The 13261-nt window shown below is 66.9% G+C and carries 13 protein-coding genes; 2 read left to right on the top strand and 11 right to left on the bottom strand.

Features of this window, described 5'->3' with window-relative positions:
* Nucleotides 1-49: 49 nt before the first annotated feature.
* Nucleotides 50-1759: a flagellar basal-body MS-ring/collar protein FliF gene (gene fliF / locus N7L95_RS08965; RefSeq protein ID WP_301259476.1), complete on the bottom strand. Its 1710-nt coding sequence runs from the start codon at nucleotides 1757-1759 to the stop codon at nucleotides 50-52.
* Nucleotides 1760-1972: 213 nt separating this feature from the next.
* Between fliF and fliE the strand changes: the two genes are divergently transcribed.
* Nucleotides 1973-2302: a flagellar hook-basal body complex protein FliE gene (gene fliE, locus N7L95_RS08960; RefSeq protein WP_301259475.1), complete on the top strand. Its 330-nt coding sequence runs from the start codon at nucleotides 1973-1975 to the stop codon at nucleotides 2300-2302.
* Between the two features lie 402 nt (nucleotides 2303-2704).
* On the opposite strand, the gene N7L95_RS08955 is transcribed toward fliE, so the two are convergent.
* The 10 genes from N7L95_RS08955 to N7L95_RS08910 all read right to left on the bottom strand — a co-directional run bounded on the left by N7L95_RS08955 (nucleotide 2705) and on the right by N7L95_RS08910 (nucleotide 11745).
* Nucleotides 2705-3328 carry a protein phosphatase CheZ gene (locus N7L95_RS08955; RefSeq protein ID WP_301259474.1) on the bottom strand — a complete coding sequence of 208 codons (624 nt, stop codon included), beginning with the start codon at nucleotides 3326-3328 and terminating at the stop codon, nucleotides 2705-2707.
* 14 nt (nucleotides 3329-3342) lie between these two features.
* Nucleotides 3343-3735: a chemotaxis response regulator CheY gene (gene cheY / locus N7L95_RS08950; RefSeq protein ID WP_301259473.1), complete on the bottom strand. Its 393-nt coding sequence runs from the start codon at nucleotides 3733-3735 to the stop codon at nucleotides 3343-3345.
* A gap of 38 nt (nucleotides 3736-3773) precedes the next feature.
* Nucleotides 3774-4745, bottom strand: coding sequence for a flagellar motor protein MotB (gene motB, locus N7L95_RS08945; RefSeq protein WP_301259472.1), 972 nt, complete (start codon nucleotides 4743-4745; stop codon nucleotides 3774-3776).
* 43 nt (nucleotides 4746-4788) lie between these two features.
* Nucleotides 4789-5649 carry a flagellar motor stator protein MotA gene (gene motA / locus N7L95_RS08940; protein WP_301259471.1) on the bottom strand — a complete coding sequence of 287 codons (861 nt, stop codon included), beginning with the start codon at nucleotides 5647-5649 and terminating at the stop codon, nucleotides 4789-4791.
* Between the two features lie 215 nt (nucleotides 5650-5864).
* A complete protein-coding gene (locus tag N7L95_RS08935) occupies nucleotides 5865-6620 on the bottom strand; it encodes a flagellar brake protein (protein ID WP_301259470.1) in 756 nt (251 codons plus the stop codon).
* Between the two features lie 32 nt (nucleotides 6621-6652).
* Complete coding sequence (locus N7L95_RS08930) at nucleotides 6653-6955, bottom strand: flagellar protein FliT (RefSeq protein ID WP_301260103.1); 303 nt, start codon at nucleotides 6953-6955, stop codon at nucleotides 6653-6655.
* Between the two features lie 59 nt (nucleotides 6956-7014).
* Nucleotides 7015-7425 (bottom strand): flagellar export chaperone FliS, encoded by a 411-nt coding sequence (gene fliS, locus N7L95_RS08925; protein WP_301259469.1) that lies wholly within the window; start codon nucleotides 7423-7425, stop codon nucleotides 7015-7017.
* A gap of 148 nt (nucleotides 7426-7573) precedes the next feature.
* Nucleotides 7574-8983, bottom strand: a complete 1410-nt coding sequence (gene fliD / locus N7L95_RS08920; RefSeq protein ID WP_301259468.1) for a flagellar filament capping protein FliD — start codon at nucleotides 8981-8983, stop codon at nucleotides 7574-7576.
* 147 nt (nucleotides 8984-9130) lie between these two features.
* A complete protein-coding gene (locus N7L95_RS08915; protein ID WP_301259467.1) occupies nucleotides 9131-10330 on the bottom strand; it encodes a flagellin in 1200 nt (399 codons plus the stop codon).
* Between the two features lie 218 nt (nucleotides 10331-10548).
* Nucleotides 10549-11745 (bottom strand): flagellin, encoded by a 1197-nt coding sequence (locus N7L95_RS08910; protein ID WP_301259466.1) that lies wholly within the window; start codon nucleotides 11743-11745, stop codon nucleotides 10549-10551.
* Between the two features lie 649 nt (nucleotides 11746-12394).
* On the opposite strand from N7L95_RS08910, the gene flhD reads away from it, so the two are divergent.
* Nucleotides 12395-12730: a flagellar transcriptional regulator FlhD gene (gene flhD, locus N7L95_RS08905; RefSeq protein ID WP_301259465.1), complete on the top strand. Its 336-nt coding sequence runs from the start codon at nucleotides 12395-12397 to the stop codon at nucleotides 12728-12730.
* Nucleotides 12731-13261: the final 531 nt, after the last annotated feature.

Genomic DNA, 13261 nt, shown 5'->3' with positions numbered 1-13261 from the left:
TCGCGGTGGTGGGGCGGGTTCGAATTCGGGGCGGTGGCGTGGCCGGCCGTCAGGCGCCGGCTTCCTTGCTGACCCAGTTGCGCACGATGTTGGCGACCGCCGCCGGGTTGTCGCGGGCCAGCTGGCGGGCATGGTCCAGCCGCTCGGTCGCCACGGGGGCGGCCAGCATCGGCGCGCCGGGGGCGCCGTCCAGCGGCGGCAGCACTTCGGTGTCGGCAACCACCGCGTCCAGCGCGGGCCGGGCCGGCTCCGGCGGCGGCGGGTTGGCCGCCTTGATGGCCGGGCGGATCACGCCGAACACGATGATCAGGGCCAGCAGCGTCAGGGCGCCCGGAATGGCGGCGGACTGCAGCAGCGCGAGGATCTGCGGATCCTTCCAGATCGGGGTGTCGGTGGTCTCCACCTTCTCGGCCTGGAAGGGCGCGTTGACGACCTTCACCGAGTCGCCACGCTCCTGGCTGTAGCCCACGGTCTCCTGCACCAGCGTGGTGAGCTTCTGCAGCTCTTCCTCGCTCAGCGGCACGGTGCTGGTCTTGCCGGCGGCGTTGGTGCTGGTGCGGTGGTTGATCACCACGGCGGCGTTGATGCGCTTGACCGAGCCGGTGGCGTTGCGGGTGACACGCACCGTCTTGTCGACTTCGTAGTTGGTGATTGCGTCGCGCTTGGCGGTGCCGGCGGCGCCGGGCGCCACGTTGCCGGCCGCCTGCAGCTGCTGCGCGGTGCCGTTGATGGGCGCGGTGGCGGGCACCGGCGGCTGGTTGGTGGTGGCACCGGGCACGCCGGTGGGCACGGCGGCGCCGGGCTGGTTGGATTCGGACGTCTGCTGGCTGCGCACGGCGGCCGGCTCGTTGCCCTGGTTGGGGCGGAATTGCTCGGAAGTCGACTCGCTTTGCGAGAAGTCGATCTCGGCGGTGACCTGGGCGCGCAGGTTGTCACGGCCAACCACCGGCTCCAGCAGGTCCATGATGCGGCGGGTGTAGGACGCCTCGATCTGCGAGACGTACTGCAGCTGCTTGGCATCCAGGCTGCCCTGGTTCTGGGCGTCGGGATTCTCGGTGAGCAGGGCGCCGTCCTGGTCGATGATGCTGACGGCCTTGGGCGCCAGCTCGGGCACGCTGGAGGACACCAGGTGCACGATGCCGGCCAGCTGCGCACGGTCCAGCGTGCGGCCGGGGTAGAGCGTGAGCAGCACCGAGGCCGAGGGCTTCTGCTGCTCGCGGAAGAAGCCGTTCTGGTTCGGCAGCGCCAGGTGCACGCGGGCGCTCTGCACCGCCGACAGCGCGCCGATCGAGCGGGTCAGCTCGCCTTCCAGGCCGCGCTGGAAGGTCAGGCGTTCCTGGAACTGGGTGATGCCGAACTTGGCGTTGTCCATCAGCTCGAAGCCCACCGTCGAGCCCTTGGGCAGGCCCTGGGAGGCGAGCTTCAGCCGCAGGTCGTGCACCTTGTCGGCCGGCACCAGGATGGCGCCGCCGCCTTCGGCATGCTGGTAGGGCACGTTCATCTGCGACAGCTGCGAGATGATGGCACCGCCGTCCTTGTCCGACAGGTTGGCGTAGAGCACCTTGTAGTCGGGCTTGGACGACCACAGCGACAGGGCCACCACGATCGCCAGCAGCGCGGCGATGCCGGCGCCGGCCGAGATCTTCGCCTTCATCGGCAGCGCCGCCACGCGGGCGCCGAAGCCGGCCGGCGCGACGGCCAGGTCGGCGGCGGGGGCGGCGGGCGTCAGGGGCGGCTGCAGTGCAACGGCGTTGTCCATCGGTTCGGTTTCCGGCAGTTTTTGGCATCTGGCGGGGCGGGCGAACGGCGACACCCCATCAGGTCTTGGGGGTGGATTATTCGGACGATGGGGGCCAGCTATAGCGGGAAGAAGCCGGCAAAGGGCGGCCAGTTCGGCGCATTGCGGCCGGGGGACGCCACCTAAGATGGCAACACGTCAAACAAGGGCAAGCGCCCCACCGGAACGCACGCCATGGATGTCCGCCTCAAACCCTTCAACTTCGAGCAGGCCGTTGCCAGGAGCGGTGTCGTGCTGCCTTCGCAGCGCGGCCCGGCCAAGGTGGACGGCGGCGACACGCAGGTCGGCTTCTCCCAGGCACTGAACAAGGCCCTGAAGGGAGTCAGCGCGGCGCAGGACAACGCCAGCGAGATGCAGCGCCAGGTCCAGCTCGACAACCCCACCGTCTCGCTGGAAGAGACGATGGTGGCGATGCAGAAGGCCCAGATCGGCTTCCAGGCCACGCTGCAGGTGCGCAACCGCCTGGTCCAGGCCTACTCGGACATCATGAACATGCAGGTGTGAGCGCGGCGGGGGGCCCCGCCTGCTCCGGCGCCCGGTGGCGCCTGTGCATCGCCGCGTCGTGCGCGAGCACCCTGCATCCTCCACCGCCCTTTTGCGCCGCCATGCCGAATGCCTCCCCGGCTGCTCCTGGCCGTCCGATTGGCAGCCCGGCAAGGCACTTCTCAGCTGAAGAACCGGGGCTTCCCGGGCCGGCGCGCCACCTGCCGCTGCGCTGCGAGCGACCGCGCCCGGGCATGCTGCCGTCGCGCTGCCGGGTCGGTCGCGTGTTCGACCTCACTGCTCACCAGGATCGCGCCGGCGGCCGCACGGACCGCCTGCGCCTCGTGCAAGTCGGCCAAGAACCAAAAAAAAGCGCCCTGCAATCGCTTGCAGGGCGCTCCCCCTCCGTCTGACCTCAGTGGGTCAGAATCCTAGGCTGGCGAGCAGGTCATCCACCTGCTCCTGATTCGCGACCACGTCGGTTCGGCCTTCCGGGTTGACCACCGGGCCGTTCAGGAAGGTCTGCTCGACCTTGTGCACCTGGTCGGCCGGGGCGGTCTGCAGCAGCAGCTTCACCAGCTGGTCTTCGATGTCGGCGGCGAGCTTCACCACCTTGGCCACCACCTGGCCGGTCAGGTCGTGGAAGTCCTGCGCCATCATGATGTCGGTCAGGTGCTGGTCGACCCGCGAGGTGGCCGATTCGACGTCACCGACGAAGTTCAGCACGTCGCCGCGGGCCACTGCCTTCACCGGGTCGGCCACGATGGCCTGGGCGATGCGGCGCGTTTCCGAGGCGATGCTCGCCTGCTCGGTCTTGGCCTTGTCGACCAGGTTCAGCACCTTCTCGGCCGCCTCGCCGGTCTTCTCGGCGATGTAGGTCAGGCGGCTGCGGGCGTCGGGCAGGCTGTCGGTGATCTCGCCGAGCTTGGGCATGAAGCCGAGCTGGGCCAGCGTGTCGTGCAGCTGGCGGGTCATCTCGCCGAGTTGCTGGAACACCTCGGGCGAGGTGGTGGAAGTGCCCGCGGGGGCCAGGTCGTCCATCTTCATGACAAGTCCCCTTCTTATTTGCCGAGCTTTTGCATGATCTTCTCGACCTTCTCTTCGAGGGTCGCCTTCGTGAACGGCTTCACGATGTAGCCGGCGGCGCCATCCTGGGCCGCGCGCACGATGTCTTCCTTGCGGGCTTCGGCCGTCACCATCAGCACCGGCAGGTGCTTGAGCGACTCGTCGGCCTTGATGCTGGCCAGCAGGTCGAAGCCGTTCATGTTGGGCATGTTGATGTCGCTCACCACGAAATCGTACTTGCCGTTCTTCAGCATCTGCAGGGCCACCGCACCGTCTTCCGCCTCTTCGGCGTTTTGGTAGCCGGCTTCCTTCAGCAGGCCGCGAACGATGCGGCGCATGGTCGAGAAGTCGTCGACGATGAGGAATTTCATGTCGGCAGAGGTGCTCATGTGTGTTGTCCTTGAGGAGATGGGTGCGTTCCAGAGGCTTATCGGGCGCTCAGGGGCGAAACTTGAGAATGGCCGTGCTCCGGCCGTGTCGTTTGCAACGAATGTTCAACCGCCGGCGCAGTGCCAGCCGCCACGCCGCCTTCCTGTTCCAGGCGGTCTTCGGCGTCTCGGTTCATCACGATGATGCTGATGCGGCGGTTCATCGGATTGGTCGGGTTGTCCTTGTCCAACAGCGAGCTGGATGCCAGGCCCAGCACCCGCACGACCTGGCCTTCGCTCAGGCCGCCGGCCACCAGCTCGCGGCGCGAGGCGTTGGCGCGGTCGGCCGAGAGCTCCCAGTTGCTGTAGCCGCGCTCGCCGCTGCTGTAGGGCGTGGCATCGGTGTGCCCGGCCAGGGTCACGTGGTTGTTGGTCTGGGCCAGCACCTTGCCGATCTCGCGCAGGATCTCGCGCATGTAGTCCTTCACCAGCGCGCTGCCGGAGTCGAACATCGGCCGGTTGTGCTCGTCGACGATCTGGATGCGCAGGCCGTCGCGGGTGATGTCGAGCTTGATCTGCGACTGGAACGGCAGCAGGCGAGGGTTGTTGGCCAGTGCCGCCTCGATGCGCTGCTTCAGGCCTTCCAGCCGCTGAGCCTCCGCCTTGCGGGCCGCCTCCTTGAGCGCCTGCAGGTTGACGGTCTTGCGCTCGGCCTCGATGTCGCCGGCCTTGACCTGGCCGTTGCTGCGGGTCAGGTCGGTGCCGCCGCCCTTGATCACGTGCGAGGAGTCGCCCGAGCCGCTGCCGCCGCCCAGCAGGGCGACCTTCAGCGGCGAGTTGAAGTAGTCGGCAATGCCCTTGCGGTCGCCTTCCGAGGTGGAGCCCAGCAGCCACATCAGCAGGAAGAAGGCCATCATCGCCGTCACGAAGTCGGCATACGCGATCTTCCAGGCGCCGCCGTGGTGGGCATGGCCGCCTTTCTTGATGCGCTTGACGATGATGGGCTGGAGTTTCTTGGAATCGCCTGCCATGGGGTGCTCCTGCGGTCTGCCTTGCGGCGCGCCTCGCGGTGGTTTACTTCTTGCCCTTCACATGGCCTTCCAGCTCGGCGAAGCTGGGGCGCTCGGTCGAGTACAGCACCTTGCGGCCGAACTCCACCGCCACCTGCGGCGCATAGCCCTGCATGCTGGCCAGCAGCGTGGTCTTGATGCACTGCAGCTCCTTGGTGCCTTCGTCGTTCTTCTGCTCCAGCAGGCCGGCCAGCGGCTCCACGAAGCCGTAGGCCAGCAGGATGCCGAGGAAGGTGCCGACCAGCGCCGAGCCGATCATGCCGCCCAGCACCGGCGGCGGCTGGCCCACCGAGCCCATGGTGTTCACCACGCCCAGCACAGCCGCCACGATGCCGAAGGCGGGCAGGCCGCCGGCCAGCCGGGTGAGGGCCGCGGCGGTGCCATGCGCCTCGTGGTGGTGGGTGTCGATCTCGCTGTCCATCAGCGACTCGATCTCATGCGCGTTGAGGTTGCCCGAGACCATCATGCGCAGGTAGTCGGTGATGAACTCGACCACATGGTGGTCGCTGCCGACGGTCGGGTACTTCTTGAACAGCGGCGACTCGTGCGGCGCGTCGACGTCCTTCTCGATGGACATCAGGCCTTCCTTGCGCGCCTTCTGCAGGATCTCGTAGAGCAGCGCCATCAGCTCCATGTAGCGCGCCTTGGTGTACTTCGAGCCCTTCAGCAGCTTGGGGATGGAGCCGAGCGTCGCCTTCAGCACCTTGGGCTGGTTGTTGACGATGAAGGCGCCAGCCGCGCCGCCGCCGATCACCATCATCTCGGTGGGCAGGGCGTGCAGGATCACGCTGATGTTGCCGCCGTGGATGATGAAGCCGCCGAAGATGCAGCCCAGTGCGACGACGTAGCCGATGATGACGAACATGTTCTACGTTCTTTCCGAGAGAAGTGCGGGGACGCTGACGGTCCCCGGGCCGGTATTGCTGGTTTTATCGGCCGGCACGATGGCGACTTGAGGGAGGCGCACGCGGCGCGAAACGATGAATTGGCCGGTAAACCGCTCGCACCCGTGGCGATGGGCGGTGCCGCAAAACAAAAGGCGCCCGGTGGGCGCCTTGCGGGGCGGCGCGGCGGCCGGCCTCAAGCGTCGTCGCGCGCCATCAGGCGGCGGCGCTTCTGCGTCTGGTCGATGAAACGCTGCAGCGCGCGCAGCGAATCGCCGCTCATGCGCTCCAGCTCGCAGCCGAGGCGCAGGCCGCTGCCGTTGTCCATCATCGAGGTGACATGCGCCACCCGCATGGCGGTGACGAAGCGGGTCTCGGCATCCAGCTCGATGGTGACCTGGGAGATCAGCACGCCCGGGTCGACCAGTGGCACATTCTCCGGGATCAGCAGCGCGATGCCGCCGATGCTGACGTCCAGCACCCGCAGCTCCAGGCCCATTTCCGGAATGGCCGGATGGCGGAAGCTGGCCGCCGGAGGGCTGTTGAGCAGGGGCCGCACCCGGAAGCTGGCGCGGCGCTGGAAACGGAAGATCTCGGTGGGGAAGCTGCAGTTCAGTGCGCTGGCGCCGCCGGCATGCACCTGCACCAGGCCGTCCACGTCGAACTGCACCTTGATGCTGTCCAGGTAGCCCACCGCGACGGCGTCGTCGGCATTGAGCACGCGGGCCAGCTGCGGATCATGGCGGTCACCGGTGAAGCGCACCACGCCCTTGGCATGGTCCACCTCCCACAGCGTGGTGGTGCACGACGCGCCGCCCGGCGTGGCAATCGTCACCAGCGCGCGCTGTGCCACCATCTGCTGCAGCAGGGCTTCGATCTCGAAGGGCGCAACGACGCGGAAGTCGTCGAGCCGGGCTTCGGGCGGGTCGGCCGGGGTAGGGCGGGTGTCCATCGGGCAGCGGCGCAAAGGGTCGCGCAGGTCGGTCAGTGAACCATCTTGGGCGAGCCGGCCAGCAGGCGGTCCAGGTCCTCCAGCCAGGGCTCGGCCAGGTTGCGGATCTGGGCGTCGTTGAGCAGGATGCGTTGCATGATCTTGCTCTTGCGGCGGGCTTCTTCGGGCTCCAGGTCGCGGCTGGCCGCGGCATGTTTAAGTTGGGAGATCAGCACGGCGCAGGCGCCTTCGAGCTTGACGACACGGTCCCAGTCGCCATCGCGGGCGGCCTGCAGCATGTCTTCGCTGGCTTGCTCGATGGCTTCGTAGTAGCCGAGCAGGGCCTTGTCTTCCATGGCGATCTCCAACTTGAGGGGGGAGGCCGTTGTCGCTTCGGTGCTCATGGCTCGGTCTTTCACGCTGCGTTCTTTCGGGGGGCTTGCTGCATCTGGGTCCAGGCGTCGCGCAGGCCGGCCAGCAGGTCGTGGCATTCCTGCAGGGCGGCGTCGTCGCTCTTCAGGTTGGCATGCGTCAGGCGGCTGTTGATGTAGCCGTAGAGGTTGTTGAGGTTCTCGGCGAGTTCACCGCCGGCTTGCCGGTTCAGCCCGCCGCGCAGGCCTTCCTCGACGATGCGCACGGCACGGCCGATGTTCGTGCCCTTGGCTTCGATGTCGCCGCGCTGGATGGCGCCGCGGGCGGCAGCGATCGAGCTGAGCGCGCCGTCGAACAGCATGACCACCAGGGCGTGGGGGTCGGCGCTGGACACGGTGGTTTCGACTTGAACGCGGCCGTATGCACTGGCCTGGCTTCTGAACGGTGCAAACATGATGGTGTGCTCTTTATTGAACCTGTCAGAAGAGTTATCGGCGGGCCGGCTGTGCAACTTGAAGGGATTTTGAGCGTTTCAAGCGCCTGGCAAGGCCGGAAAAGGGCGGCTCCTCGGGGCTAAAGCCGAAGCAACCGCCGGCGCGTCGTCAGTCGCGGGAGGAGCCGGTCAGCGCGGCCATCTGCTGCGCGACATAGCTGTTGAGGTTGTTCAGCTTGCTGACGGTGGTGTCCATGGCGCTGTACTGGCGCAGCAGGCGCGCCTGCACCAGGGCCACCCGGCCTTCCATCTTGGCCGCCTGGTCCTCGTTGCGGCGGATGCTGTCGCGCAGGCCCTCGCTGCGGGTGGTGACCAGGCCGTCGGTCTTCAGCAGGGCCGAGGTCAGGCCCTTGAGCCGCACCGCGAAGCCATTGTTGCCGGCCGCGGCGGTGTCGACGTTGGAGAAGGCCTTGCCGAATTCGGCCAGGTTGTCGGTCATGGCCTTGCTCAGCTTGGTGTCGTTGACCTTCAGCGAGCCGTCGCGCTGGATCTCCAGCCCCAGGTCGGACAGGCGGGGGAAGCTGGCCGAGGCGCTGCTGTTCTGCGTCAGGGCGCTGCGCAGCTGGCTCTGCAGCGACAGCGTGGCCCGGTCGCCCTGCAGGGTGCCCGCCACCTTGGTGTCGGCGTTGTACTTGGTCTGGTCCGAGATGTACTTGTTGATGTCGTTGTAGGCCTTGACGAAGTCGTCCACCGCCTTGCGCATCGCCTCGGTGTCGCTGCCCACCTTGATCTGGGCGGCGCCGGTGGTCACTTTGCTGACCGTGATCTTGACGCCCTCGATGCTGCCGTCGAAGGTGTTGGTGGAGGAAGTGACTTCCAGGCCGTCGATCTTGATCTTGGCGTTCTTGGCGGCCTGCACCAGGCCCATCTGGCTGGAGGTGGCGGTGCTGGTGGCGCCGCCGTTCTGGGTGGGGTCGTAGTTGAACTTGTCCAGGCCCGCGTCGCCACTGGCGACGATGCTGACGCCGTTTTCCTCGCCGGTGGCGGTGGTGCGCAGTACCAGGCGGGCGCCGCCCGAGTCCTTCACGATGGAGGCGTTCAGCCCGGCGTTGGCGGCGTTGATCTTGCTGCGCACGTCGTCCAGGGTGTCGTCCGGGCCAATGGCCACGTCCACCGGCAGGCTGCCCGCCTTGGCGCTGGTGATCTTCAGGCTGCCGGCGCCGACCTTCTCGCTGGTGCTGCTGAAGGCGGCCGACGCCAGCGTCTGGGCCTGTGCCAGCTGGCTCACCTCGATGCCGTAGGTGCCGCTGGCGGCCGCGGCGGTCGAGCTCACCGACACGGTGGTGTCGGTGGTGGAGCCTTTGGTTTGCTGCCACAGGCTGCTGCTGGTCAGCTTGTTGACCGCGTCCTGCACGTTCACCGTGTAGCTCTGCATCAGTCCGAAGGCCGAAAGCTTGGACTGCAGCGTCGTCTTCTGCGTCGTGAGCTGCTCGATCGGCCTGCGTTCGAGCGTCACCAGCTGCTCGACGATGCTGCTGACATCGAGGCCGGTACCGATGCCGGGTGACGAAATGCCCATGGTCTGGCTCCTTGAATGGCGGGGGCGGGACCCCCTCGATCGTTCGTATCGGCGGGCCGGCGAAAAACTTGAGCGTGCGAGGACGAGCAGCCCACCAGGGTTTCCCCGGGTGGGCTGACAAAGGCGCCGGCGAGGCGCGCGCGGGAATCAGCCCTGCAGCAGCTTGAGCACCTGCTGCGGCAGCTGGTTGGCCTGGGCCACCATCGCGTTGCCGGCCTGCTGCAGGATCTGGGCACGCGACAGGTTGGCGGTTTCGGCCGCGAAGTCGGCGTCCATGATCCGGCCGCGGGCGGCGGAGGTGTTCTCCGACTGGATCTGGATGTTCGACACCGCGTTCTCGAAGCGGCTCTGCACCGCACCCAGCGTGGCGCGCGCGCTGTTGATCTGGCTCAGCGCGTCGTCGATCTGGTTGATCGCCAGCCAGGAGTCCTCGGCTGTCTCCACCGACAGGTCGGCGATGCCGGAGGCGTCGGTGCTGGTGGTCGTCATGTCCGCGGCGTCGATGCCGGTGGTGGCCAGGCTGAAGCCGGTGGCGGTGACGGCCATGGCATCGCCGGTGGTCTCGTCGATGCGCGAGGAGCGGACTTCCAGCGCATAGGTGCCATCGTCGTTCTGCGACAGGAAGGCGCTCACGCCGGTGTCGGCGGTGCGGCGGTTGATCGCTTCCACCACCTGGCCCATGCGCTCGGCGCCGGTGCGGGCCTCTGGGATCTCGGGCAGGTCGTAGGTGTCGGCGCCGACCGTGATGCTCAGCGTGTTGGCGGCGATTTCGTCGAGCGTGGTGACCGAGGCAGCGTCGATGCTGGCATTGCCGCCGTCGCCGTAGGTCACTTGCGAGAGGCCATCGGCCGTCGCGTCGGTCAATGCAGCGACCGTGATGGTTTCACCGGAATTCGCGCCGACCTGGAAGCTGGCTGCCGAGAAGGTGCCGTCCAGCAGCTTCTGGCCGTTGAAGCCGGTCTGCTGGGCGACGCGGTTGATTTCATCGCGCAGCTGGGTCACTTCGGCCTGCAGGGCCAGGCGGTCATCGTCGCTGTTGGTGGCGTTGGACGACTGCACGGCCAGTTCACGCATGCGTTGCAGCATGTCGCCGACCTTGCCGAGGGCGCCTTCAGCCACCTGGGCCAGCGAGATGCCGTCGTTGGCGTTGCGGGCGGCCACGCTCAGGCCGCGCACCTGGGTGTTCATCCGTTCGGCGATGGCCAGACCGGCCGCATCGTCCTTCGCACTGTTCACGCGCAGGCCGGAAGACAGCCGTTGCATGGAAGTGGTCAGCGAGCTTTGCGAGGCGTTCAGGTTTCGCTGGGCCGTGAGCGAAGTGACGTTGGTGTTGATGGTCTGTGGCATGACAGCTCTCCTTGAGAACCAGGATCAAGATCCGGCTCTGGCGCCGGGGAGTACCGCGTTCGGTAGGAGAGATTGTGGGCTGGCAGGGGGGCGGGCAAACGGTCGATAAGGCGGGAAATCCACCGCCAGTTCGGTGCCGGAAATGGAAAAGCCCGGCCGGGGCCGGGCTTGGAGAACCGCCGGGCGCGGGGCCCGGGCGGCGGTCTGGGGTCGCTCGATCAGCGCAGCAGCGACAGCACTTGCTGGGGCAGCTGGTTGGCCTGGGCGACCATGGCGGTGCCGGCCTGTTGCAGGATCTGCGCCTTGGACATGTTGGCCGTTTCCGTCGCGAAGTCGGCGTCCACGATCCGGCCGCGGGCGGCGGAGGTGTTTTCCGACTGGATCTGGATGTTCGAGACGGCGTTCTCGAAGCGGCTCTGCACGGCACCCAGGTTGGCGCGGGCGCTGTTGATCTGGCTCAGCGCGTCGTCCACCTGCTTGATGGCCAGCCAGGCGTCTTCGGCCGTTTCGATGCTCAGCTCGTCGATGCCGGAGGCGTCGGTGCTGGTGGTCGTCATGTCGGCGGCGTCGATGCCGGTGGTGGCCAGGCTGAAGCCGGTGGCGGTGACGGCCATGGCATCGCCGGTGGTTTCGTCGATGCGCGAGGAGCGGACTTCCAGCGCATAGGTGCCATCGTCGTTCTGCGACAGGAAGGCGGTCACGCCGGTGTCGGCGGTGCGGCGGTTGATCGCTTCCACCACCTGGCCCATGCGCTCTTCACCGGTGCGGGCTTCGGGGATCTCGGCCAGGTCGTATGAATCGGTGCCGACCGTGATGGACAGCGTGCCGGAGGCGATTTCGTCGAGCGTGGTGACCGAGGCAGCGTCGATGCTGGCATTGCCGCCGTCGCCGTAGGTGACGGTGGACAGGCCTTCGGCCGAGGCGTCGGTGACGGCAGCGATGGTGATGCTTTCACCGGCGTTGGAGCCGACCTGGAAGTTCTGGGCCGAGAACGAGCCGTCCAGCAGCTTCTTGCCGTTGAACGAGGTGTTCTTGGCAACGCGGTCGATTTCATCGCGCAGCTGGGTCACTTCGGCCTGCAGCGCGAGTCGGTCGTCTTCGCTGTTGGTCGAGTTGGCCGACTGCACGGCCAGTTCACGCATGCGTTGCAGCATGTCGCCGACCTTGCCCAGTGCGCCTTCCGCCGTCTGGGCCAGCGAGACGCCGTCGTTGGCGTTGCGGGCGGCGACGTTCAGGCCGCGGGTCTGGGCGCTCATGCGCTCGGCGATGGCGAGGCCGGCCGAGTCGTCCTTGGCGCTGTTGACGCGCAGGCCGGAGGACAGGCGTTGCATGGAGGTGGCGAGCGAGCCCTGCGACGAGTTCAGGTTGCGCTGAGCGGTGAGCGACGCCACGTTGGTGTTGATGGTCATGGCCATGTTGGCACTCCTAATGTTGACGAACCCCCGGCGTGGACGCCGGCTGTGTGTTGCCTCGTCTGCCGGGCTCCCCCTGCAGACCCGCCGGTGCCTTCTGTCTTCGTCCCTGGCCAGTGGTCTGGTCAAGGCTGTCGTCAGTCGGCGACCGGCTGTGCCCGGTGGCAGTCATTCCGTGAACTCGAACTGTCTATATAGAGCGTGTCTGTCGGTTCATCGGTGCGGCTGTTCCGGACCACGAGACTGGTTGCATGTCCCGTTGAATGTGTTATCGGCCTCTGTTTCCGCGACTTAAGTGCACTTGTGCAGTTTTCTTTGCGGCCTGCTTGTGGCAGGTGTCGCTCGCAGCGCCGATCGACAGAGTGATTTCGGCGCCTGGCGACAGGAACTGAAGCGGAATTTGCATCCTGCGGGTGCTCTGGAATCGTCAGCTGGCAGGGCTGGCTTGAATGGAATAAGCGGGGTGTTTGTGCCGGCCTTGTAGGAAGTTGCCTGACACGGGGTGTGAGGCGCGGGGACGCCTGGCACAGAAGCTCCCTGATGTTGCTGTCGAGGGTCGAGGGCCAGAATTCATTCCATCGAGCAGGCCTTACCGGCTTCCTCTCCAGAGCAGATCAGCCCCTCAACCAGCAGCAGCAAGTAGGACACCGAGATGAGCACCACGACCACCACCGAACAGATCCTGGCCAACATCCGCGAAGCCAACCTGTCCTACCTGATGCTGGCGCAGAACCTGATCCGTGCCGACCGCGACGAAGCCCTGTTTCGCCTGGGCATCTCCGAAGAGACGGCCGACCTGCTGGCGGTGCTGAGCCCGTCGCAGCTGATGAAGATCGCCTCGGGCAACACGCTGCTGTGCCGCTTCCGCTTCGACGACGAGCTGGTGTGGGGCCTGCTGACCAACCACGGCAAGGCGGCCGCCAACGACGCCACCTCTCGGTTGCACGCCGCCATCGTGATGGCTGGGCGGCACCAGGAAGCTGCCTGAGTTGCTGCTGCCGCGGCCGGCCTGGATGGGCGGCTGGCGGGGCGGTGGAGGTTGGAGCGCCTCTGCTGCTGATGTGAAAGATTTGGATTATTTATTTGACGTTGTTGGGTTGATGGTTTTTGTTGTGTAGCTCCTCCTGAGAAAGCGCAGTTCGCTGCGTTCGCGGGCTCTCCTGGTGAGGGCCCGCTTTTTTTTGGCCGGGGGCTTTGCTTGGGTGGCTGCTTCTGCTTCCGCTAAGCGCGGTGCAGTGCTGCTTCGCGGCTGGGGAAGCGGTGATGCCTGCTGGCGCAGGCGCGCACCCTGCGGGTGCGGTGCCGGGATGTGCGCCCGGCGGCGCACCTTCTTTCTTTGTCTCGCCAAAGAAAGAAGGCAAAGAAAGGCGACCCTGGGTGGGGCGCCCCTTCGCTGCGCGAAGGGGTGCTCTGCGGTGCTCGCAAGTGGAAGGCGGCTGCGCAACTCGCCCTTTTTCGAGGGCGCTGCGCACCCTCGAAACGGTGCTCGAACATGCTCGCCGTCCCCGCCCTGCGGGCG

The organism is Eleftheria terrae (assembly GCF_030419005.1).
Taxonomy (GTDB): Bacteria; Pseudomonadota; Gammaproteobacteria; order Burkholderiales; family Burkholderiaceae_C; genus Caldimonas; species Caldimonas terrae.
This window is presented reverse-complemented; position numbering and strand designations above follow the sequence as displayed.

Bases quoted from the DNA above. Each gene is read 5' to 3' on its own strand.
- fliF (WP_301259476.1), bottom strand. From the start codon at position 1,759: ATGGACAACGCCGTTGCACTGCAGCCGCCCCTGACGCCCGCCGCCCCC.
- fliE (WP_301259475.1), top strand. From the start codon at position 1,973: ATGGATGTCCGCCTCAAACCCTTCAACTTCGAGCAGGCCGTTGCCAGG.
- N7L95_RS08955 (WP_301259474.1), bottom strand. From the start codon at position 3,328: ATGAAGATGGACGACCTGGCCCCCGCGGGCACTTCCACCACCTCGCCC.
- cheY (WP_301259473.1), bottom strand. From the start codon at position 3,735: ATGAGCACCTCTGCCGACATGAAATTCCTCATCGTCGACGACTTCTCG.
- motB (WP_301259472.1), bottom strand. From the start codon at position 4,745: ATGGCAGGCGATTCCAAGAAACTCCAGCCCATCATCGTCAAGCGCATC.
- motA (WP_301259471.1), bottom strand. From the start codon at position 5,649: ATGTTCGTCATCATCGGCTACGTCGTCGCACTGGGCTGCATCTTCGGC.
- N7L95_RS08935 (WP_301259470.1), bottom strand. From the start codon at position 6,620: ATGGACACCCGCCCTACCCCGGCCGACCCGCCCGAAGCCCGGCTCGAC.
- N7L95_RS08930 (WP_301260103.1), bottom strand. From the start codon at position 6,955: ATGGAAGACAAGGCCCTGCTCGGCTACTACGAAGCCATCGAGCAAGCC.
- fliS (WP_301259469.1), bottom strand. From the start codon at position 7,425: ATGTTTGCACCGTTCAGAAGCCAGGCCAGTGCATACGGCCGCGTTCAA.
- fliD (WP_301259468.1), bottom strand. From the start codon at position 8,983: ATGGGCATTTCGTCACCCGGCATCGGTACCGGCCTCGATGTCAGCAGC.
- N7L95_RS08915 (WP_301259467.1), bottom strand. From the start codon at position 10,330: ATGCCACAGACCATCAACACCAACGTCACTTCGCTCACGGCCCAGCGA.
- N7L95_RS08910 (WP_301259466.1), bottom strand. From the start codon at position 11,745: ATGGCCATGACCATCAACACCAACGTGGCGTCGCTCACCGCTCAGCGC.
- flhD (WP_301259465.1), top strand. From the start codon at position 12,395: ATGAGCACCACGACCACCACCGAACAGATCCTGGCCAACATCCGCGAA.